Source organism: Vibrio sp. 10N.237.312.B06, from assembly GCF_041464685.1.
Lineage (GTDB): Bacteria > Pseudomonadota > Gammaproteobacteria > Enterobacterales > Vibrionaceae > Vibrio > Vibrio tasmaniensis_A.
Genome location: NZ_JBFSPI010000091.1, coordinates 1 through 20,423 on the forward strand (window position 1 = coordinate 1; position 20,423 = coordinate 20,423).

Below are 20,423 nucleotides of genomic sequence, written 5' to 3' on the forward strand. Positions count from 1 at the left end.
TCCCAGCCAAATATCCGTTCAGGTTCAAGCAATAATGCTTATCCGAACGGCATTATTCAATACGTGTTCGCCTTTTCCATTGTTTCCTTTCTTCGATATAAACAGGTATCTCGCACAACCCACCCCAATATAAAAGCTTCAAGCAAAATACAACTTCAATTAAAAACATTATTGGGTATATTGATATTATCCAAAATCGCATTGCTGTAGAAAAACCATCAAAAATTAAAGCTGGAAAGGATATTCCCACCATAAGTCCAAGCCACGCAATAGCGAGTAATGACCCAAAGTTAACTAAACTATAAGTAACTCCTTTTTTATATCCTGGCTTAGTTTCAATTGCTCCAAAAAAATTCTATGCAGAGCTGATAAGATAAATGTAAAAATAAGGATCAGTGTAAGTGAATTTGGAGCTAGATGCTCTGAAAGAAGGCTACTACCAAAATCACCATAATCTATTTCTATATTTGCAAACTTTAGATAACTGTTTAACCACTCACAGCTCTCTAACGTACTTTGACCACCAACTATAAAACCAGAAAATAAACCCAGAATTATGAAAGCAAGAATATTTGAATATACCCTCTCTAATTGCTCATACCAAATTTCTCTCAATTTACTCTCCTGCTTATAACGAATGACATGGATTCCCCCTCCCGAGGATCTGCCACACTTATGTGGTACTTAATTGCACCGGAGGCACCATGTCTGAATATTCTTATTTCTGCGGTATCGACCTAGCTAAAAACCACTTTAGCCTTCATGCCGTAGACCAAAATGGTAAGGTCTTACTTCATAAGTAAGTAATCCGCTCTAAACTACTGACTACAATAGTAAATATGCCACTCATGCGTATAGGCGTTGAAGCGTATAGCGAAAAACAGCTAACTGATTGATAAGGTGGCTTCGGGCTTGTTCAACACTTGGGATTTAGTGTTGGCTGCGCAACACCTTAATCCTTATTAGTTATGAGCGGGGTTGAGAGTGCGCTTTAACGTACTTTTTGACCTTTTTCATAGCCATTTGACGCTTAAGTGGTGAAAGATAGTCAATAAACAAGTTTCCCGACAAATGGTCTATTTCGTGCTGCATTACGATAGCTAGAAACTCATCACTTTCGATAGTAATTGGCTTACCTTCGCGATCTAAAGCAGACACAACAACCGAAGTAAAACGCTCTACGTCTGCATAATAGTCAGGAACTGATAAACAACCTTCTTGACCCAATGCTTTATCCGATCCACTAACCACTTCAGGGTTAACCAAAATTAACGGTTCATCTCGACTTTCTGAAAGGTCGATAATAACAACCGCCTCTTTGCGACCAACTTGTGTCGATGCCAAACCGATACCATTGTCAGTCGCATATAACGTTTCCAACATATCGTCTATTAATGTTTGTACCGTCGAAAGATCTTGCACCTTTTCCGCTTTGACCTTAAGCCTTGGGTCTGGTGCTGTCAGAATTTCTAAAACTGCCATATTTTCCTTCTAATTCTTGGAAGCTCATAGCATTTTAATATCGTGCAAACACGAATTCACCCAGCCAATGTATCAAAAAGGTTGCTTATAACCAACTGGATGCTATGCATTTAATATAAAATCGGGTCTACACATTCAGTGTGACAACGTGCAAACACATATTGCCGCCGATGTAACGCTCGTTATCATTCTTAGTTACCCAAAAATCCACATACCATTCAACGACTTAACACCAAAACCCTCGTTAAGTTCGTGCTCACTCAGAGTTAAAAGCCACTCTTCTTTAGGCCATGATTGATTCAATAAGCAATAAACTGTCTGTGTGTACAGGTCACTGAGGGCAAGGTAAAGCTAGTAGATTTTGAACTCGTCATTAATGAACATAGTGGATGACTAATAATTAATAATGAAGACGAGAGCTTTGAGGAAAGGTGATAAGGGGCGATATTAAAGTTACAGCGACTCTAGTGGGGTAAACTAGAAAGGCAAGATTCAGTTTTTGCCATGAATGTTCCTCAGAAAATCACCACTACTCGTCACTTATGTGTATGGGTTTTAGTTTAGAACTATGGGGGGATGGACTGGGACTACTTAGGGCTAATAGTCATATTTAAGCGGTTGCACCACAGAATCTAAGCCCTCAATCTTGAGAGCTAAACATAACTGCATTAAGTCGCCCAACTCACCTTGTGGGAAGCCCTTTTTATCGAACCACAGCAAGTATTCTTCAGGTAGGTCAATCAAGGGGCGGCCAGCGTACTTGCCAAATGGCATTTGCATTCTGGCTAGCTTAATTAGGTTCTCTTTCTCTAGCATTACAAGCTCTTTCTAGACGTCGTCGATGTTCTGTAGAGTATCACCTAAACGTTCAACCCAATAGTTGATCGCATCTTTGGCGTCATCTAGCGAATCAATCATAGTAGAAAAGTCTTTGTTACCCGCTTCGCGGTCGATAGCTGCAAACAATGGAGTGCCGTCTTGCGCATCACTGACCAATAGCTCAACACTGGCGCTCCCAACGTTGGTGTGCTCGCCTGTCGTCACCTTAGATATAGTCGACATCGCAAGGCCAAACGGCAGCACACTGCTTGTCACGGCTAAGATCGGATTGGGCGTTTCAACATTACTTAAGGCAATACTCAAACGTAGCGTGTTCCCTGTTGGTTCATCGACAATCGTTTTATGAGGCGATATTTTCGCTTCCAAACGGCTCACCATATGATCTGTGAGCTCCTGAATGTCTTCCTGATCTAATGTGCCTTCTTCTGCCAACACAAAGACTTGGTCGATCACCACTGAGTCATAAGCGTCTAACTTAGAATTCAAACGTTGTTCGTCACGCAGCCCTATCCTTGCCCAAACTAAGTCAACACCACCATCAGGGCCAGGCTGAAAATCTTCATAACTGGTGAACTTAGTCGCGGTTTTAATTGGGCCGCCTGCACAACCAAACAAAAACATGCTGGTTGCAACAAGCAAAAGGACTTTTAAAGGTTTCATAACGCACTTAAGTAAATCAAGGAATCAAATAAGTATGCCATACCCTAAGTGAAAAAGTTGTAGGAAAAGAGGTAAACTCAGAGCTCGATCTAAAATCAATGGTTCTGAACGGTATGTGCATACTTTACGATCACCTGATTGCCTTCGATATAAGCATTTTGGATCTCACCATCAACACTCATTCTACTTTTCAGATAAACCACTTTGGGCCCGGATTCATTGTCTTCTTTAAGTGAAGGGAGCACATTCCTTGGCTCCAAATGAAGCAAACGACAGAAGTGACTAACGAAAGACATGGTTAATGCTTTCTCCCCTCTTAGCACTCGAGAAAAATCCAACTGGTTCATCCCTAGCTTTTTTGAAAACTCCATCTGCGTAATTCGCATTCGAGATTTTTGTGACATCCACGTTTGGTACAAAGCATCTCTATCTTGCTCAGTGAATTCCATTACCGGTTCCTTTATATAATTCATGCCAATCAATTGTCCGGCTTTTCATACATGACATGTCAGGGTTTGGTTAGTGGAAACCAAAGGTTTGGTTTTGATATGGGAATAACCTTGTTTGAGCTATATAGAACTATATACAGCTATCAGAGCTATCAGAGCTATCAGAGCTATCAGAGCAGATAATGATCCGCCAACAGAGCAACAAACAAAATCATAAGATGATAAATAGAGAACTTGAAGGTCTTCATCGCCATGTTAGGCTCATCACGATACTTAAGTACCCAAGCGTGATAAATAAACCCACCGTTGAGTACCAATGAAGCGCTTAGATATATCCAACTACTCAAGCCGACCAACACCGGCAATATACATACGATGCTTAGCAGCAAGGTATAGAGCAGAATCGATGTTTTGGTGTAAGCAATACCATGGGTAACAGGCAACATGGGGATATTCACTTTGGCATACTCATCACGACGATGAATTGCCAACGCCCAGAAGTGCGGAGGTGTCCAAATAAAGATGATCATCACCAACAACCAAGCATTTGAATGAAGCTCGTTGGTGACTGCCGTCCAGCCCAATAACGGTGGCATTGCGCCAGCTATCCCTGCTATCACGATGTTTTGTGGCGTCGCTCGCTTCAAGTACATGGTATAAATCACCGCATAGCCTAATAAGCTTGCAAAGGTTAACCAAGCCGTGAGTTGATTGACCCACACCACTAACGTAGCAAACCCAAGTAACCCTATACCTGCTGCAAAGCTGAACACACGCACACTACTCAGTTCACCAGATGGTAAAGGGCGGCGATTTGTTCGAGTCATCTGACCGTCGATCTTTTTATCGATCAAGTGGTTAAACGCAGCCGCTGAACCTGCCATTAACCCTATCCCAATCATTCCGAACAGAGTTTGCTGTAAAGGCAATCCATTCGGCACAGCCAAACACATTCCAACCAATGCAGTTAGCAGCATCAAAGCCACCACTTTCGGCTTGGTCAGTGTTAAATAGACCTTCCAAACAGCTTTGTTTTTTGCAGCCGTTTCGTTATTTAAAGCGATGTCATTGCTAGCTGCTATCTTAGGACTTGAGGCTACGCCTTGAACCACCACTCCATGTTGTGTTGACGTTCTACTGACCATGATTACCTCCTTGTAATACACTGTTCTTCACCAAACTCTCACTCGGTTTGCGTTGCCAGACCACAAAATTGGTCACCACCATGCTGATTAGCAACATCGCTGCGACTAGGTTATGCAAAACCGCAACTGAAATGGGTAAATGAAACCATACGTTACTGATCCCAAGGCTGATTTGAGTAAACAATACTAATGCGACAATCACGCTCAGCTTTTGGTGAGGCACTTGGCCAAATTTCCATAGCTGGTACACGATCATCAGCACCGTTAACGTCGCCAAAATAGCCCCGAACCTGTGCATGACATGGATGGTGAGCCTTGCGGGATACTCCAACACACCAAACTCATAGTTATCATGGCCGTGTTGAGCAAAATCGAACGCATTTTTGAAGTCGAGATAGCTCATCCAGTTACCTTCACATATGGGTAACTGTGTACACACCAACGCGGCATAGTTCGACGATGTCCAACCACCAAGCAATATCTGCCCGACCACAATGAGTAGCCCGAACAGCGCCCAAGCCTTAAGTGACGAAGTATACGTAGCCTCACCAAAACGGCTTTGAAATTGAGACAAACGACAGTAGAGCAGACACAACAGTGACAGCAACGTGAATCCCCCCATCAAATGCGCCATAACCACAACGGGCATCAACTTGAGAGTCACCGTCCACATTCCAAGCAAAGCCTGAAATATCACGGTTGCAGAGATAAGTAACGGAAGACCAGCAGCTGTTATATTCTTTTTAATACACCAAGCAACAACGACAAAGATAAGCAGCCCTAATGTTCCTGCAAAGTAGCGATGGATCATCTCTATCCACGCTTTGTCTGCTTCGAGAGCACGTTCTGGAAATTGTAGATTAGCTTGATTCACTGCTTGGGCATCAGAAGGAACGGTTATCTTGCCGTAACACCCTGGCCAATCAGGACAGCCAAGGCCAGCATCCGACAAACGGGTATAAGCGCCGAGCACGATCACGGTAAGGGTTAATAAGATCGTTAATCTCATCATGTGTATGAGTAAATCAGGGGCTCTATTCTGCATCGTTTATCTCCCTATATTTATTCCCTTTTCGCTAACAACACTCAGCATTAACGCAATTTGCTAAAGCTCATCAACTCAAGCTCATCAACTTAAGCTGATTAACTACCCAACTCGTGACAGCTTAAGCAGCTTTCTTAGATCATGAATCATGCCTTTAGATTGACTAACTAACTGAGACGGGTCAGAAACGCTTTTGTACTTCATGACCAACTGCCCTAGTGGGTCAATAATGATAATCGAAGCAGGCGAAAACTCAGTACTTAACTGATCACCACCAGCTAACAAAGATAAATCCGGCTTGTTGAACGAACCCGACAACGAATTACCTTCTGAGACAAAAACAACGGCGGTCACGCGCTCTTTGTTTTTCCCTAACGCCAAATAGCTTTGATTCAAATAATGGAGTTGTTGTTCGCACAAGCTTTCACACTCTGTAGGAGCGATATAACCCACAACCCAACCCTCTCCAGCCATGGGTACCGTTACGCCGAAATCCGCAAGCGTGGTTCTTGGTTCTACCAATTCGCCTGAGTTAGTGACACCTGAGGTATACCAATTCTGGTCCAGCACAGCTTTGGCGATAATGGCTGGCAAAGCGAAAATTAAAACAAGTCCAATTAATACCAAGCGCCCTTTCGTACGACGGCTTCTGAGCTCAGCCATGTTTGCCTCGGTAATTTTCCTGTTCACTTGTGCTTGAGATTTATCCATCCTTATTCCTCGTGATAGGTGTTGCTTTTAGGTACCGATAGCCAATCAACATCGTCAAAAACAAAAGTACCGCAGCCATAACAAACCATTGAAATGAGTAACCAAAGTGCTTCTCAGATTTCATCGCCGTTGGACGCCATAACATTTCATAGGGCCATGAATCTAAACTCTGAGGTTGGAAGACAAAGGGCAGCACTTCTTGCCCGGTGTACTGTGATAGTGCTGTTATGTTTAAGTTTTGAATTCTATTCGGTGTCGTATTTTCTAATCCCAACTCATGACTTAGAGGGTTCAACGAACGTGTGTACAAACGCCCTGACATATTGGTTGGTAGTGTGATGCTTCCTAATTGGGGTAGCTCTCTTCTGTCACGGCTAGCTGCAACGAACCCAAGATCGATCAACAGTTGTTTTCTTCCATCTTGTGTTGGAACTTCGCCCAACATGTAAATCACATACCCCACCGTTCCTTGGTTAATCTGGTTGTCTAACAAAACCACTAATCCGCTGGGTGTTTCCAGCTCCACGTCAACTCTCAAACCATTTAAAGACGGCAGTTCAGATGCACCTTGCATTTGTGTACGCGAGCCCTTCCATTCAGAGATAACCGCATCCAATGACCTAGACGATTGCTGCGCTCTTTCTGATAGCTGCATTTCATAGCGCAATTTCTCGTTACCTCGATCTAACTGCCACAAACCCAACTTGATTAAAATGCCGACTGAAACCACAGTTAAAACAACCGCTATCCAAAAACCTTTACTGCGGAACTTGTGTTCATCATCAATCAATCGGTTTGGAGTTATCACTATGGCGTCATCTACCTTTGTGTTGTTATTTAAAATTGTGTTAGTCGCTTTGCTGTTCTTCATCGCTTTCAACTTGATGAAAGGTCTAATCCAAATCGCCTCGGGCAAACACAATGGAAAAAGACTGAGTCACTTCTTGGGGCGTCGTGTCATGTGGTCAGCCGTTGTAGTGCTACTTTTATTACTTGCTCTGGGATCAGGAGTGATAACTCCCAACCCTCGCCCCTATTAATCCCCTATAGGCTCAACCGTTAAAGCACATAAACAAATACAAACAGGCCTAACCAAACAACATCAACAAAGTGCCAATACCAACTGCCCGCTTGGAACGCAAAGTGGTCTTTCGGAGTGAAATGGTCTTTCGCAACCCTTGCCAGCAACACGATCAAAAAGATAGTTCCTAAACAGACATGCAAACCATGGAACCCAGTCAACAAGAAGAAGGTATTGCCGTAGATACCAGACTGAAGTGTCAGCCCCATCTCTTGATAAGCGTGAAGATACTCTTCAACTTGGAAGAACAGGAAGAAGCCAGCCAGAACAATGGTTATCTCCAACCAGACGATCAAAGCCATACGCTTATTTTGTTCAAGACTGATATGTGCCATGTGCAGCGTCACAGAGGAAAGCAGCAGGATAATGGTGTTCTTAAGCGGGATACCTTGCCAAAGCATGGCTTGTGTCGTTACGCCATCAGGGGTAGTCGTTAATGGCCATATCGATTGGAACATCGGCCACAATACTTCATGGGTCATTTCATTATTACCCTCACCACCAATCCAAGGTACAGAAATCATACGAGCATAGAAAAGCGCGCCAAAGAAAGCGCCGAAGAACATGATTTCGGAGAAAATAAACCAACTCATTCCTTGTCTAAAAGAACGAGATATCTGCTCAGAATAAACGCCACTTAATGATTCTGTGATCACATTGCTGAACCAACCTGCGAGCATGTAAAGCAGCACAGCAAACCCGACTAACAACACCGCTTTGCCAAATACACCACCGGCTGCGTCGGTGCCCATATTTTGCACCGTCAAGCCAGCACCAACCGCGACCAAAAACAGTGCTACAGCACCCACTAATGGCCAGTGACTTTGATGTGGAACGAAATAAACTTCCTTTTTAGAACTCATCGCTCAACTCCTTATGTTGATACTGGTTCTGTAAATCCCTAGTTACTTGCGAGTGTGCTCGCTTTTGGTGAGCCAGATTGTAGTGTGCTCAATGTTGATGTACTCACTTCAGGCTTACTTGCCTTTCCACTCACCTGACTCGTGATGTTAAACAGCGTATATGAGAGCGTGAGTGTATGTATCGATTCTGGAATATCTGGCTCGATGTAAAATATCAAACCCATTTCAGCGGTCTTGTACCCGTCCAATGGCTGCTGATTAAAGCAAAAGCATTCCATCTTATTGAAGTAAGTTGCCCCCATACCTGGAGAAACCGATGGTACGGCTTGGCCAACCAATGAGGCTCCAGATAGGTTTTTAGCTATGTAGTTAGTTTGAACCACTTCACCAGGGTGAACCTCTAACACTCGAACTTCAGGCGAGAACTGCCACGGCATATCTGGCTTAATGTGCGACATGAATTCAACACGAACAGTACGAGAGTAATCAGGCTGCATTCCCTGAGGTTGCACCGCTGAAACAGTATTAGTTTTGCCATTAATGCCTAAGGCCTCGCACATCACATCGTAGAGCGGCACCAAAGCGAAACCGAAGCCAAACATCGCCACCACGCTCAACACCAAGTAGCCCGTCAGCTTTTTAGTCGATCGCTTATTAGACAGGCGCTTTGGTTGCTTTTTATCTTGATTGGGATCGCTTTGCTTATCACTCATAGCTCATCCCTCTAATCTACTTTAGGTGGATGAGTAAAGGTGTGGTGAGGCGCTGGGCTTGGTACTGTCCATTCTAGCCCTTCAGCCCTATCCCAAGGCTTGCTTGGTGCAGGCTCTCCGCCTCTTACGCACTTAATCGCTAGCCATAAGAAAATCAACTGAGACAACCCAAAGGCAAAGCCACCAATCGACACGACTTGGTTAACGTCAGCAAATTGAATGGCGTAATCTGGAATACGACGCGGCATGCCCGCTAGCCCTAAAAAGTGCATAGGGAAGAACAGTACATTAACTGAGATTACCGACGTCCAGAAATGCCACAGGCTGAGCTTGTGGTCGTACATATGCCCAGTCCATTTCGGCAGCCAGTAATAAGCGGCGGCCATAATTGAGAACACAGCACCTGTCACCAGAACATAGTGGAAATGAGCTACAACAAAGTAGGTATCGTGGTATTGGAAATCAGCAGGCACGATAGCGAGCATCAATCCGGATAACCCACCAATCGTAAACAGAACAATGAAGGCAATCGCAAACAGCATTGGCGTCTCAAAGGTCAAAGCACCCCGCCACATGGTCGCCACCCAGTTGAACACTTTCACACCGGTCGGCACCGCAATCAGCATGGTGCAATACATGAAGAACAGCTCGGCAAATACTGGCATACCTGTGGTGAACATGTGGTGCGCCCAAACCAAGAATGACAACAATGCGATACTACAAGTCGCGTACACCATAGAGTGGTAACCAAACAGACGCTTGCCACTGAATGCAGGAATGATCGCCGAGACAATACCAAAAGACGGCAAGATCATGATGTACACTTCGGGGTGTCCAAAGAACCAGAATATGTGCTGGAACATCACCGGGTCCCCACCACCTGCGGCATCAAAGAAGCTCGTCCCAAAGTATTTATCGCTCAGTACCATGGTGACGGCACCCGCGAGAACGGGCATCACGGCTATTAGCAAGAAAGCGGTAATTAACCAAGTCCATACGAACATCGGTAGCTTGAACCAAGTCATGCCCGGCGCACGCATGTTCACTATGGTTACGATGACGTTAATCGCCCCCATGATCGAACTGATCCCCATAATATGAACTGAGAATACGAATAGCGCGGTGCTGTCTGGACCATAAGTTGTTGAGAGCGGAGCATAAAATGTCCAACCAAAACTCGGCCCGCCTCCCTCAGTAAACAAAGATCCGATCAAGATTAAAAATGCAAAAGGCAGAATCCAGAAACTGAGGTTGTTCATTCTCGGCAGCGCCATATCTGGAGCACCGATCATCATCGGGATCATCCAGTTAGCCAAGCCCGTAAATGCCGGCATCACCGCACCAAATACCATGATTAAACCGTGGACTGTGGTCATCTGATTAAAGAAATCTGGCTCAACGAGTTGCAAACCCGGTTGGAATAGCTCAGCACGGATGACCATCGCCATCGCACCACCCGTTAAGAACATCGCAAAACTGAACCAAAGATATAATGTACCAATGTCTTTATGATTGGTTGAGTACAGCCAACGCGCCCAACCTTTGGGTGCCGCATGTGAGTCGTGATCATCAACAGGAAAATCATTATTGCCTAGTGTACCTTCCGTAGAATGGCTCAGTGCTTGGTCTTCTGCTGGAGCCGATTTCACCGGCTTATTGATTGGTGAACTCATAACTGCTCCTTAGCATCGTTTTGTGCTTTGTCCGTTGAGCCTTTCGTTTCATCCGTTGAACCTTGTTCGTCAGAAGCTTGTTCCCCGCCTTCTTGCTTGGCTTTATAAGCGTTCACATCTGAAGCCTGAACAATATCGCCAGTGTCATTACCCCAAGCGTTTCGTTGATAAGTCACTACCGCTGCGATCTCTTTCTCAGTTAACTGATTATCGAATGCTTGCATCGCCGTCCCGCCACGACCATAAACAATAGTGTCGATATGAACATCCACATCGCCAAGCGCAATAGGGCTTCCTTTTATGGCAGGAAATGCTCCGGGAATACCTTCGCCGTTAACTTGGTGACACACCGCACATCGAGTTTTGTAAACCTCTTCACCGATGGTATTCAACTCTTCCAAAGAAAGTGACGCATCTAATGCATCTTTCGCGGCTTGTTGTTCGGCTATCGCCAACTCTTTCTGTTCTGCTAGCCATGCGTCAAAATCGTCTTCTTCCATCGCATGCACCACTATCGGCATGAAACCATGAGCACGACCACATAACTCAGCACACTGGCCTCGATAAACACCGGGCTCATCTATCTTTGTCCAAGCCTCATTGATAAAACCCGGAATGGTATCTTTCTTAACGGCAAAAGCTGGCACCCACCATGAGTGAATAACATCATCGGAAGTCATCAAAAATCGGACTTTGCGATTGATAGGCAGTACAAGTGGCTTATCAACTTCTAACAGGTAATGCGCGCCTTTCACTTCGATGCCTTCAATCTCTTTGTCACTGGTTGCTAGGAGGCTGAAAAACTCAACGTCTTCACCAAAATAGCTGTAATGCCATTTCCATTGTGACCCTGTGATTTTAACGGTCAGATCTGATTGGGATGTGTCTTCCATCGCTATCAAGGTTTTAGTGGCGGGTATCGCCATAGCGATAAGGATAATAATAGGAATGATGGTCCAAAGAATTTCTACTTTCGTGCTTTCGTGAAAATGGGCAGCAACCGCCCCCTTCGACTTTCTGTGCCTCAGAATCGAATAGAACATCACTCCAAAAACAACAAAAGCAATCGCACAGCAGATATAGAAGATCAGCATATGAAGCTCGTATACCTTACCGCTGATCTCAGTGACACCTTGAGTCATGTTGTATTCACTGCTTGCATGCACCAAAGGCGACACCAAAACCACAACAAAACTTTTCAAAAGCCACGCTAGCCTAACCAGTAATCTTTTCAAAAGATCTCTCCTTATCCTTCCTAATTGGATACTTGCGACCTAAATGTCGTTGCGAGCTCTGTTTCGTTACGAGCTATATTCGTTGCGAGCTACGTTTCATTACGAACTACATGTTATTACGAGCTATGTGTCATTCCGAGCCAGACAACATTCATTGTTATTCCAGCTGAACATGAAAAGCTGAATCTCAATCTACAACTCACATGGAGCTAGCCTGTAAACGGGCTGCTGACCTCATCTGAACTTAAGAACCAATACGGATCATAAGCGTTGTAAGTTTCCACTAAAGATTCAAAAACGACGAACTTGTTAAGTTTTGTTATATTTATGTAAAAGGCTAGTTAGTGATATCCAATTGTTCAAGGTAAGTTTACTTATTAAACAGTCAATTATTTGAAGTGGCTTTACCCATATGCCTTTCCCTTGCTGTTGGAATTTATTTTAAATCGAGTTTTACGATTGCTTTCATAGAAATGATAATCAGTATCATTTAAATTAAATCAACAGAAAGACACCCCGATATTAAAAGGTTTAGTGATTATGCAAGATGCAATGAACTGGTTAGCGAGAGACCCAGACCCAAGAACTCGTGAAGAGCTTCAATACCTTATCGATGAGGGAATGCACGACGAACTTGAAGACCGCTTTATTCAACGATTAGAATTCGGAACGGCGGGACTGCGCGGCAAAGTCGGATGCGGCCCAAATAGAATGAACCGCTTGGTCATACAAGAAACAGCCACAGGCCTTGGCCACTATTTAATTGAACATGTCGAAAATGCCTCTATGCGTGGTGTAGTGGTTGGCTACGACGGTCGTTTAGATTCAAAGCAATTCGCGATTGATACAGCTTCTGTACTCACCGCTTTAGGCATTAAGGTTTACCTAACTTCGAATGTTGCAGCGACACCTATCGTTGCCTTTGGTATTGAGCACTTCAACGCGGCGGCGGCGGTTGTAGTGACGGCGAGCCACAACCCGCCGGAGTACAATGGCTTCAAAGTGTACTGGGAGAATGGCGCTCAAATCATTCCCCCTCATGATGCAGGCATTGCTGCTGAAATAGATATCGCATCGACCAAGCCCATCCCATTGATGAGCCTTAGTGACGCTGAAACACAAGGTAAGTTGGTATGGTTAACTGAAGGTTACTATCAGACCTATCGTGCTGCTATCAACCAGAGCCCACACGTGAGTAAAGAGATCGAATCGGCGAATACCACCATCACCTATACCGCTATGCATGGTGTCGGCGCACAAATGGCGGAAGACCTACTTCATGATTCTGGATTCCATAAAGTGTTCAGTGTTGCCGAACAGAGAGAACCAGATGGTCACTTCCCGACGGTGAACTTCCCCAACCCGGAAGAAAAAGGCGCGATGGATCTTGTGGTTAACTTAGCAAAAAGTGTCGATGCCGACATCGCTTGCGCTAATGACCCAGATGCAGACCGATTTGCGGTTGCCGTTCGAACCGATGATAAAGTCAGAACTGAAGATGCTTCCTATAAAATGCTCACGGGTGACCAAGTGGGTGTGTTATTCGCGCACTACTTGCTATCAAAGCCACACACTAAAAACCAGTTAGTTGGTAACAGTATCGTATCTTCAACTCTACTTGAGAAAGTGGCTCAATCCCATGGTGCGACTTACTTCCAAACGCTGACTGGCTTTAAATGGTTAGCGAATATTGGCATGCAATTAGAAGATGAGAAAAACGAGTTCTTGTTCGCCTATGAAGAAGCGTTAGGCTACACAATTGGTACTCAGGTACGAGACAAAGATGGGCTGTCTGCTATCGTCGTGTTTGCTCAACTGGTTGAGGAGTTAAAATCTCAAGGGCGAACCGTTTGGGATCTTCTCGCTCAAATTTCATTTGAACATGGGGTTCATACCAACGCGCAACGTAGTATTGCCCTAGACCCAGATTCACCATCGATTGGTTCTAAACTCCGCTCGGCACAACCAAAAGTAATAAACGGTGTCGCTATCTCTGTGATTGAAGATCTGCAGTCTTCTTTGCGCTTTATTGTCGGTGGGGCTACCGAGGCGATTAACCTGCCAGCAAGTGACGTACTCATCTATCATCTCGAGGATGGTTCACGCATTATCGTCCGCCCTTCAGGAACAGAACCAAAAGTTAAGGTTTATTATGAGACGGTAACAAAGTTCGAAGGGACAGAAACCTATGACGATACTCGCAAGCGCGGTGAAGAGTACATGGATAGGCTCATCGAACAACACCAGAAAGAGTTGAACTCTTAGATCATCATTCTTTCAAAAAATCAGTTCCATGAAGTGCAATATGTAACTGATCGACATAAAAAATGGACGCTCGAAGCGTCCATTTTTGTATCGGCGGCTAACCCCGATAAACTGTTTGAGTTGCAGTCTACGAGGTAAAGAAGGAAGACAACATCCACACCGCTAACACGATGAAAACTCCGCCCATCACTTTTTGCTGATAGGTGCGAAACTTAGCATTTTCTACCAAAGATTTACCAATAGTACCCACTAACGCCACAAGTAAAAAGTTGAACGTCAAACCTAGCACATTCAGCAATAAACCCAGAACGAGCATCTGCTCGCCCGAAGTCGCTTCAATACTCGTCGATACAAACTGCGGTAAGAACATCACGAAAAAAACCAACGCTTTAGGATTAAGCAGGTTACTAATAAGTGCTCGTTGGTAGTACGCTTTTGCAGCACGGTTGTCGCTTAACTCAGGCGCATTGCCCTGTTCTGTTCGAAGACAATCCCACCCCATCTTTAATAAGTATGTACCGCCTAATAGATGAAGAGCTTTTAAAGCCACTGGACTCATCGCAATCAATGCTGAAACGCCCATTGCTGCCAATACTGTCAGGATAATTCCAGAAGTCGCATTACCTAAGCTCGCAAACACACCGACTTTACGGCCATAGCTCATGCTTGAGCTTGCGATGAGTAACATATCAGGGCCTGGTAAAAGGAGAAGAGCTACAACGGCCGTCAGGTAAACAGGTAGGATGGTTAAATCGATCATGGGTTTCAGTATTGATAAAAATGGAGGCGAATTTTATATCAATTACTAACACCCTTCCAGATGCAATCAATTGCTAGGTGTTAAATCAATCGAATTAAACACCATTAATAAACAGTAAAACCAATTTATTAACTAAATACAAAAGACTAATTAACGTGCTACCCACTCGATCTCAATCACAGTGGTTTCACCACACTTTAGACGACCAAGGAAAATATCACCTTGATGTACCTCTCCAACACCTTTCGGAGTGCCCGTCATCACAACATCACCGTCAAGCAAAGTCGTATAAGAAGATAACTCTTCGAGGATGGTCTGTGGGGAATAAAGCATCTGTTCAACATGCCCTTTTTGAACGCGGACACAGTTAATAAATAACTCTATGTTTAAGTCAGAGAGGTCCAAGTTATCTATGGAAACAAAGCGGCTAAAAACAGCAGAACCATCAAAAGCTTTAGCACGCTCCCAAGGCAGACCTTTCGCCTTCAAACTACTTTGTAACTCGCGTTTGGTAAGGTCTAAACCTAACCCCACGGCAGAGTATTCACCGTTTTCAACAATGAAGCAGATTTCAGCTTCATAATGTAACGTTTCTTGATGGAAAGATGATAGAGAAGACGTAACGCTAGTGCTCGGCTTATTAAACACCACCATAGAGTCAGGGATAACATTATTAAGCTCTTCGATGTGATCAACATAATTGCGCCCAATACACAGTACTTTGCTGGGTGTTGCTGTTCGTTTCGAATTCATCAATTGCTCCTGATCTACAACGCTGCTCATAGTTTGTCCCTAAACTGTTTTTTAGAGCGCAGAGTTTACCGCATCATTAAAAGAGAATCTTCGACAAGATGGTTACCAAGATCTAAATTCTGATCTTTAGCTCAATTAAATGATTTAAATACTTTTATTCGAAGATCGCGACGTATAAGAACTAATGACAAGAGCCATAGCTACGTAGATCATCGCTGCGTAGACCATAGCTACGTAGATGAAATAAATGGCTGGGAACATGAAGGAAAAGCTAAAACAGATGCGTATAGAACGAAAGCAGCCCTCTCAAACCAAAAGGCTTGAGAGGGCTTAGCATGGTGTCTAGGACAGTATCCGAAAAGGTAAATTTAAGGAGTAAACACTATGCATAATAGTGGTCAAACTAAATGAGTCGTGACTTATAGGTAGAAACGAGCACCAATAGTCCACTTGTCGTCAGTTTTTCTGTTGTCAGCATCGTTTAGATCAAACTGATAGCCAGTGTAGCCAACAACATTACTCGTAAAGTTGTATTCAGCTTGTAGAGCTAGCTCTTCACGGTCAGTTTGTGTTGCCGCGCCTTTCGTCGCTTCGCCTTCAACAACTTCGTAGTTAACGCTTAAGTTTAAGCTGTTCGCTAAAGCGTAAGCCGCTAGCAATTCATATGCATCACTTTCTTCAAGGCCTGCGTTCATGTTTTCGTTTGAAGCGTAGATACCTGCTAGGTATAAACCTGAACCGTAAGAACCGTATGCAGCAGAAACTAGGTGAGATTCAGCCGTCTTAGAAACACCACCCTCTTTGAAGTCACCAGTGTTGAAGGCATAACCCAATTTAACACCAGCGATTGAGTAACCAAGAGTCGCTTGAATACGATCGTCGTAAGACACAGTTGAACGACGAGTAATTACAACACCACCAACAACATTTTCAGTGTCAGTTGTTACATCATTGCTGCCCTGCCAACCTAGACCAAAGCTAAGCTCACCCGCTTCACCAAAATCAAATCCGTTGCGGTAACTTGCCATTTTGTCTGCACGACCAGTACCTAGCGCACCGTGGTTGTCGTATAAGAAATCGTTCGCGAAAGCGATCGGCATATCAGTAGCTGAAGCTACATCGTAGTATGGCGCCCACTGCGTACCTGCAACAGCACGACCTAGCTCATCATGAGTTAAACCTACGTAACCAAGACGAGTAGTAAACGATTCATCACCACCGTTTAGGTAGTTAAGCGCCCATTCGCCTTTAGCGTCAGCTGTGAAGCCATTACCTAATTCTTGCGTAGCATTAAAGTTGATACGTGGTGAGTTTGTACCAACATCCGTATCGCCTTTCTCTGAACCATTCAGGTTTACAGAAACGTGACCACCAACAGAGAAGGCTGTACCGTCTTCGTTATAAAGCTCTACCGCAACTGCCTGTGTACCAAATACTGCACCAGAAATTGCTAGCGCTAAAAGTTTCTTATTCATTGTCATATCCATTTGTAACTGGGAGAGTGATTCCATAACAACCTCGTACTTACGGAGAGGTTGTTACCTGCATTTAACAAGTGGGAAAACACTAATATACGACTGACAAAAAAGTTGCATTAAAATATATAAAATAAAAAAAATCGCGCTATAAAAACAGAAAAAATCATTAAAAACAAACTATTAAAAACAAACCTCAAGCTGATTTTTGGTATATTTTGATATAAAAACCTTCAATTTTTTGATTTTCAAATCATAAAAACAGCATTAGACACTTAAGCTACAAACGACTTGCCAGACCATTCTGCGACATACCATTAACCTGGAAACATCCTGTAACACAATGAGCCATACTGAAATATTTAGCCTTGTGAAACAATTCCCAATTTGAACTAGGAAAAGTTGCTTTATTAATTATTGGCTATTGCTTTATTGAAAGTTCACTAGAGAAAATACAAAAAAAGGGCAACCAATCCGTGACTGCTTGCCCTAATACAAGTTAGTACATTCTTATTTGAAGCAAACCTCAGCCCAACGTGCTAGGCCTGAAGTTACGGAACCAAAATAGTTACCACTCACAATTGGCACATTCGGTACGGCTTGTTGTACTGCTTCTCGAAGAATAGGAGAACGGGCAGAACCGCCCGTCATGTAGATGACATCTGGCTTTTTCTGACCTTGTTGAATCGCTTCTTTAACCAATTCAATCATCTTAGATTTTGGCGTTTCAATCGCTTCAATCACCTGATCAACGGAGATATCCACTTCAATCAGCTCTGATGCAACATTGATTGCTGTTCGATATTGGGAGGATTCTGCCAATGCAATCTTGGCTTCTTCCGCCCGACGCACAATGCTGTAACCTAAAGTATCGTGATAGACCTTCATTAAACGGTCTAACTTTTGAGGCTCTGAAGCTTCTTTACGAAGTAACTTTAACGCGGCTAGGTTTTCCCTTGAATAGAAGTTTTTTTGAGCTTCTACATTGTTTATCGCAATTGGATTCCAGAATTGAGTCAACGGCATATCGATACCCGAAATACCCTTACTACCCATACCGAAAGGTGACATCAATTGTTTGAAGGCAAGGTAAATATCAAGATCATTACCCCCAACCCTTTGTCCACTGTGTGCTAACAAGCTTTGGGTGCGGTTCGCTTTACCAGACCAACTTGGCCCCATTTCTAACAATGAGCAATCGGTGGTACCACCACCAATATCGACAACTAATACCGTTTGGTTCTCAGTCAGAGTACTTTCGTAATCAAGGCCTGCAGCGACCGGTTCAAACTGAAAAGCGATATCAAGGAAACCTGCACGTTTGGCTGCACGTGAGAGTATATCTTCGGCTTGTCGGTTTGCTTCTTCACCACCACGACCGTGGAAGTTAATTGGTCGCCCAATAACAGCTTGTTTGATCGGCTCTTGAGTCGTGATTTCAGCTTGATGCTTGATATTCGCCATCATGGCGCACACTAAATCTTCGAAGAAACTCACCTGAACATCATGCAATCCACTGGCACCAAGGAAAGACTTAGGGGACTTAACGTAATAAACGTCACGAGGGTCTTCCAAATAAAGGTCCAATGCAGCCTGACCAAATGCCATGTCTTCTGGCACTAGGTCGATACTCTCTTCTCGGTTCAGAGCGATAGCACGTCGCAACACCTGCTCACCAATCGCATCACTCGGTTTGATATTCAAATGGCGAAATAGGTGCTCAGAAACGCTCTCACGAGTAGGTGCAAATACCGTTGAGGGAATATAATGGTTGCTACCTTCTAATGGTAACAGGCTTGGTTCTCCATCAACCATCGCCGCGACAGAACAGTTCGCTGTTCCATAATCAAATCCAATAAACATAATATCCCCCACCCAACAAAAGGGGCGAGATGCTACATGAAAAGCCTTTAAATTACGAGGTCATTTGTCGATTTTACTTAGGGTCTGTTGACCTTTCGTGGTTAAATTTTTGTTCGAGATAGAATCGTTTTAGGCGCGGCAAGATGTATGTAGCCTAGTCATTCTAAGTAAATACATCTTAACAAAGTATAAAACGATTCTAACCGAGCCCTTCGGGCAGCCTTTGTGGTTCATTTCTACTGTGTTATCGGCTTCTCATGTAGGCTAGCTACACTTCAAAGCCTCTGCCTTGTAGAAATTTCCCACAAAGTGCTGCAAAAATCAGCTCGAAAGATCAACAGACCCTTGTGTTTTTGGTTTGATGACTCTTAAAAAGGAAACAAATATGCTACATTTCAGCCCAAATGAATCATGGGTTAGATAGATGAAAACACCTTGCCGAGCGGCTTGTAAAAATAATGGCGGAATGTGCAGTGGCTGCTTTCGAACAATGGATGAAATTATAGGTTGGAAAGGCTTATCTGAAGACGAACGAATGTCAGTCATGGATAACCTTAGTGGCGAGAGTTCGACTCACCAATGTCCGCAGTGTCATGAGCCAGCTCAATGCGATATCAGTGCGGGTAAAGAGACGTGTTGGTGTTTTGAGTTAGAGAAGCGTGATACTAGCAACATTCCAAAGGCTGGTGCTTGCATGTGCCGTAAATGCCTGTCTGCCTTGCCTATTCAGTAGCTTACGAACCTAGTCAATACTTTTCAAACATAATCAATAGCTTACAAAGCTACTCAGCAGCTTACGAGCTTGTTCATCATATACAAAAAAGCGAGAGGTTGTTCTCTCGCTTCAAGATACGACATTAAGTTTCGACCCACTACTTACTAATAGTTATCTAGTTAGTGGTTACTTCGATTTTGCAATCAGCGCAGGCTGAGAAAATTGTATACCGATCCAGCCATGAGTCATGAAGTTACGAATATTTTGATGGTCAGTGTTCTCGGGGAAACCTAATACGTCATTACGATAAAATTGGCCAAAACAAGCGAGTGTTTGCTCGGGAGATAGACCTTGCTCTAAACCAAAAGCAAAAATCTTACACGAACCATTATTCTGCCCAGCGGCATTCACTACATCGCCATTACGAAATTCACTCTCAGCAAAATCATAATGAGCTTCTATCACTTGTATTGTATCTTCAAATTGCACGCTTTCTGGGGTATCAGCCAGAGTATTCAATAAGGTTTGCAGTTCCATTTAATATTTCTCCATCAAGTACATATCTGAAGCAGTGTATCTTGTTTTTCAGCAAGAGTAAGCCGTTGTTTACTTGAATCCGTTATTCATTTTTTTGACGTCCATGACTAGGGCGTGTTGATCTTTGCTGTACATTTCGCGTTCAACAATACATCGGT

At 43.7% G+C, this 20,423-nt stretch carries 22 protein-coding genes and 1 pseudogene; 5 read left to right on the plus strand and 18 right to left on the minus strand.

Features of this window, described 5'->3' with window-relative positions:
- Positions 1–210, plus strand: a 210-nt coding sequence (locus AB6C75_RS19330) for a hypothetical protein (RefSeq protein ID WP_372108764.1), incomplete at its 5' end; no start/stop codon positions are given.
- Between the two features lie 84 nt (positions 211–294).
- Here AB6C75_RS19330 and AB6C75_RS19335 read toward each other — a convergent pair.
- Positions 295–615, minus strand: a complete 321-nt coding sequence (locus tag AB6C75_RS19335) for a hypothetical protein (RefSeq protein ID WP_372108766.1) — start codon at positions 613–615, stop codon at positions 295–297.
- Positions 616–704: 89 nt separating this feature from the next.
- On the opposite strand from AB6C75_RS19335, the pseudogene AB6C75_RS19340 reads away from it, so the two are divergent.
- A pseudogene (locus tag AB6C75_RS19340) lies at positions 705–869 on the plus strand (IS110 family transposase); the annotation flags it as partial.
- Positions 870–966: 97 nt separating this feature from the next.
- Here the strand turns inward: AB6C75_RS19340 and def are convergent.
- The 8 genes from def to AB6C75_RS19380 all read right to left on the minus strand — a co-directional run bounded on the left by def (position 967) and on the right by AB6C75_RS19380 (position 7,203).
- Positions 967–1,482, minus strand: a complete 516-nt coding sequence (gene def, locus AB6C75_RS19345) for a peptide deformylase (protein ID WP_269334699.1) — start codon at positions 1,480–1,482, stop codon at positions 967–969.
- A 597-nt stretch (positions 1,483–2,079) separates the two neighbouring features.
- Positions 2,080–2,298, minus strand: coding sequence for a DUF3820 family protein (locus tag AB6C75_RS19350; RefSeq protein ID WP_372108768.1), 219 nt, complete (start codon positions 2,296–2,298; stop codon positions 2,080–2,082).
- 12 nt (positions 2,299–2,310) lie between these two features.
- Positions 2,311–2,982, minus strand: a complete 672-nt coding sequence (locus AB6C75_RS19355; protein WP_372108770.1) for a DUF3313 domain-containing protein — start codon at positions 2,980–2,982, stop codon at positions 2,311–2,313.
- 95 nt (positions 2,983–3,077) lie between these two features.
- Complete coding sequence (locus tag AB6C75_RS19360; RefSeq protein ID WP_372108772.1) at positions 3,078–3,431, minus strand: XRE family transcriptional regulator; 354 nt, start codon at positions 3,429–3,431, stop codon at positions 3,078–3,080.
- 170 nt (positions 3,432–3,601) lie between these two features.
- Complete coding sequence (cyoE, locus tag AB6C75_RS19365) at positions 3,602–4,576, minus strand: heme o synthase (RefSeq protein WP_372108774.1); 975 nt, start codon at positions 4,574–4,576, stop codon at positions 3,602–3,604.
- A complete protein-coding gene (locus AB6C75_RS19370; protein ID WP_372108776.1) occupies positions 4,566–5,621 on the minus strand; it encodes a heme A synthase in 1,056 nt (351 codons plus the stop codon). Before AB6C75_RS19370 ends, cyoE begins: the two co-directional genes overlap by 11 nt.
- 102 nt (positions 5,622–5,723) lie before the next feature.
- Complete coding sequence (locus AB6C75_RS19375; RefSeq protein WP_372049556.1) at positions 5,724–6,332, minus strand: hypothetical protein; 609 nt, start codon at positions 6,330–6,332, stop codon at positions 5,724–5,726.
- Complete coding sequence (locus AB6C75_RS19380; protein ID WP_372108778.1) at positions 6,325–7,203, minus strand: SURF1 family protein; 879 nt, start codon at positions 7,201–7,203, stop codon at positions 6,325–6,327. Before AB6C75_RS19380 ends, AB6C75_RS19375 begins: the two co-directional genes overlap by 8 nt.
- On the opposite strand from AB6C75_RS19380, the gene AB6C75_RS19385 reads away from it, so the two are divergent.
- A complete protein-coding gene (locus tag AB6C75_RS19385; protein WP_029203703.1) occupies positions 7,142–7,372 on the plus strand; it encodes a DUF2909 family protein in 231 nt (76 codons plus the stop codon). The genes AB6C75_RS19380 and AB6C75_RS19385 overlap by 62 nt on opposite strands.
- A 19-nt stretch (positions 7,373–7,391) precedes the next feature.
- Here the strand turns inward: AB6C75_RS19385 and AB6C75_RS19390 are convergent, their stop codons facing one another.
- From AB6C75_RS19390 to coxB, 4 genes are read right to left on the minus strand one after another with little or no spacing between them, the layout of a single operon-like run.
- Complete coding sequence (locus tag AB6C75_RS19390) at positions 7,392–8,276, minus strand: cytochrome c oxidase subunit 3 (protein WP_372108780.1); 885 nt, start codon at positions 8,274–8,276, stop codon at positions 7,392–7,394.
- Between the two features lie 38 nt (positions 8,277–8,314).
- A complete protein-coding gene (locus AB6C75_RS19395; protein WP_017103797.1) occupies positions 8,315–8,989 on the minus strand; it encodes a cytochrome c oxidase assembly protein in 675 nt (224 codons plus the stop codon).
- A gap of 11 nt (positions 8,990–9,000) precedes the next feature.
- Positions 9,001–10,662, minus strand: a complete 1,662-nt coding sequence (gene ctaD, locus AB6C75_RS19400; protein WP_372108782.1) for a cytochrome c oxidase subunit I — start codon at positions 10,660–10,662, stop codon at positions 9,001–9,003.
- Positions 10,659–11,897 (minus strand): cytochrome c oxidase subunit II, encoded by a 1,239-nt coding sequence (gene coxB / locus AB6C75_RS19405; protein WP_372108784.1) that lies wholly within the window; start codon positions 11,895–11,897, stop codon positions 10,659–10,661. The genes ctaD and coxB overlap by 4 nt, the downstream gene beginning before the upstream one ends.
- Before the next feature lie 540 nt (positions 11,898–12,437).
- Between coxB and AB6C75_RS19410 the strand changes: the two genes are divergently transcribed.
- The gene (locus tag AB6C75_RS19410) at positions 12,438–14,162 is read left to right on the plus strand and encodes a phospho-sugar mutase (RefSeq protein WP_102249373.1); all 1,725 of its coding nucleotides are present in this window, start codon (positions 12,438–12,440) and stop codon (positions 14,160–14,162) included.
- 127 nt (positions 14,163–14,289) lie between these two features.
- Here AB6C75_RS19410 and AB6C75_RS19415 read toward each other — a convergent pair whose 3' ends face one another.
- From AB6C75_RS19415 to yegD, 4 genes are all read right to left on the minus strand, one after another.
- Positions 14,290–14,922, minus strand: a complete 633-nt coding sequence (locus AB6C75_RS19415) for a LysE family translocator (RefSeq protein WP_372108786.1) — start codon at positions 14,920–14,922, stop codon at positions 14,290–14,292.
- 150 nt (positions 14,923–15,072) lie between these two features.
- Complete coding sequence (locus AB6C75_RS19420; RefSeq protein WP_135383687.1) at positions 15,073–15,705, minus strand: fumarylacetoacetate hydrolase family protein; 633 nt, start codon at positions 15,703–15,705, stop codon at positions 15,073–15,075.
- A gap of 389 nt (positions 15,706–16,094) precedes the next feature.
- Entirely contained in the window at positions 16,095–17,150 is a 1,056-nt protein-coding gene (locus AB6C75_RS19425) for a porin (protein WP_372108788.1), read from the minus strand.
- A gap of 510 nt (positions 17,151–17,660) precedes the next feature.
- Entirely contained in the window at positions 17,661–19,013 is a 1,353-nt protein-coding gene (gene yegD / locus AB6C75_RS19430) for a molecular chaperone (RefSeq protein ID WP_372108790.1), read from the minus strand.
- 424 nt (positions 19,014–19,437) lie between these two features.
- On the opposite strand from yegD, the gene AB6C75_RS19435 reads away from it, so the two are divergent.
- Positions 19,438–19,746 (plus strand): DUF1289 domain-containing protein, encoded by a 309-nt coding sequence (locus tag AB6C75_RS19435; RefSeq protein WP_102582780.1) that lies wholly within the window; start codon positions 19,438–19,440, stop codon positions 19,744–19,746.
- Positions 19,747–19,914: 168 nt separating this feature from the next.
- Here AB6C75_RS19435 and AB6C75_RS19440 read toward each other — a convergent pair whose 3' ends face one another.
- Positions 19,915–20,265 carry a HopJ type III effector protein gene (locus AB6C75_RS19440; RefSeq protein ID WP_372108792.1) on the minus strand — a complete coding sequence of 117 codons (351 nt, stop codon included), beginning with the start codon at positions 20,263–20,265 and terminating at the stop codon, positions 19,915–19,917.
- Positions 20,266–20,423 lie beyond the last annotated feature (158 nt).

Bases quoted from the DNA above. Each gene is read 5' to 3' on its own strand.
- def (WP_269334699.1), bottom strand. From the start codon at position 1,482: ATGGCAGTTTTAGAAATTCTGACAGCACCAGACCCAAGGCTTAAGGTC.
- AB6C75_RS19350 (WP_372108768.1), bottom strand. From the start codon at position 2,298: ATGCTAGAGAAAGAGAACCTAATTAAGCTAGCCAGAATGCAAATGCCA.
- AB6C75_RS19355 (WP_372108770.1), bottom strand. From the start codon at position 2,982: ATGAAACCTTTAAAAGTCCTTTTGCTTGTTGCAACCAGCATGTTTTTG.
- AB6C75_RS19360 (WP_372108772.1), bottom strand. From the start codon at position 3,431: ATGGAATTCACTGAGCAAGATAGAGATGCTTTGTACCAAACGTGGATG.
- cyoE (WP_372108774.1), bottom strand. From the start codon at position 4,576: ATGGTCAGTAGAACGTCAACACAACATGGAGTGGTGGTTCAAGGCGTA.
- AB6C75_RS19370 (WP_372108776.1), bottom strand. From the start codon at position 5,621: ATGCAGAATAGAGCCCCTGATTTACTCATACACATGATGAGATTAACG.
- AB6C75_RS19375 (WP_372049556.1), bottom strand. From the start codon at position 6,332: ATGGATAAATCTCAAGCACAAGTGAACAGGAAAATTACCGAGGCAAAC.
- AB6C75_RS19385 (WP_029203703.1), top strand. From the start codon at position 7,142: ATGGCGTCATCTACCTTTGTGTTGTTATTTAAAATTGTGTTAGTCGCT.
- AB6C75_RS19380 (WP_372108778.1), bottom strand. From the start codon at position 7,203: ATGAAGAACAGCAAAGCGACTAACACAATTTTAAATAACAACACAAAG.
- AB6C75_RS19390 (WP_372108780.1), bottom strand. From the start codon at position 8,276: ATGAGTTCTAAAAAGGAAGTTTATTTCGTTCCACATCAAAGTCACTGG.
- AB6C75_RS19395 (WP_017103797.1), bottom strand. From the start codon at position 8,989: ATGAGTGATAAGCAAAGCGATCCCAATCAAGATAAAAAGCAACCAAAG.
- ctaD (WP_372108782.1), bottom strand. From the start codon at position 10,662: ATGAGTTCACCAATCAATAAGCCGGTGAAATCGGCTCCAGCAGAAGAC.
- AB6C75_RS19410 (WP_102249373.1), top strand. From the start codon at position 12,438: ATGCAAGATGCAATGAACTGGTTAGCGAGAGACCCAGACCCAAGAACT.
- AB6C75_RS19415 (WP_372108786.1), bottom strand. From the start codon at position 14,922: ATGATCGATTTAACCATCCTACCTGTTTACCTGACGGCCGTTGTAGCT.
- AB6C75_RS19420 (WP_135383687.1), bottom strand. From the start codon at position 15,705: ATGAGCAGCGTTGTAGATCAGGAGCAATTGATGAATTCGAAACGAACA.
- AB6C75_RS19425 (WP_372108788.1), bottom strand. From the start codon at position 17,150: ATGAATAAGAAACTTTTAGCGCTAGCAATTTCTGGTGCAGTATTTGGT.
- yegD (WP_372108790.1), bottom strand. From the start codon at position 19,013: ATGTTTATTGGATTTGATTATGGAACAGCGAACTGTTCTGTCGCGGCG.
- AB6C75_RS19435 (WP_102582780.1), top strand. From the start codon at position 19,438: ATGAAAACACCTTGCCGAGCGGCTTGTAAAAATAATGGCGGAATGTGC.
- AB6C75_RS19440 (WP_372108792.1), bottom strand. From the start codon at position 20,265: ATGGAACTGCAAACCTTATTGAATACTCTGGCTGATACCCCAGAAAGC.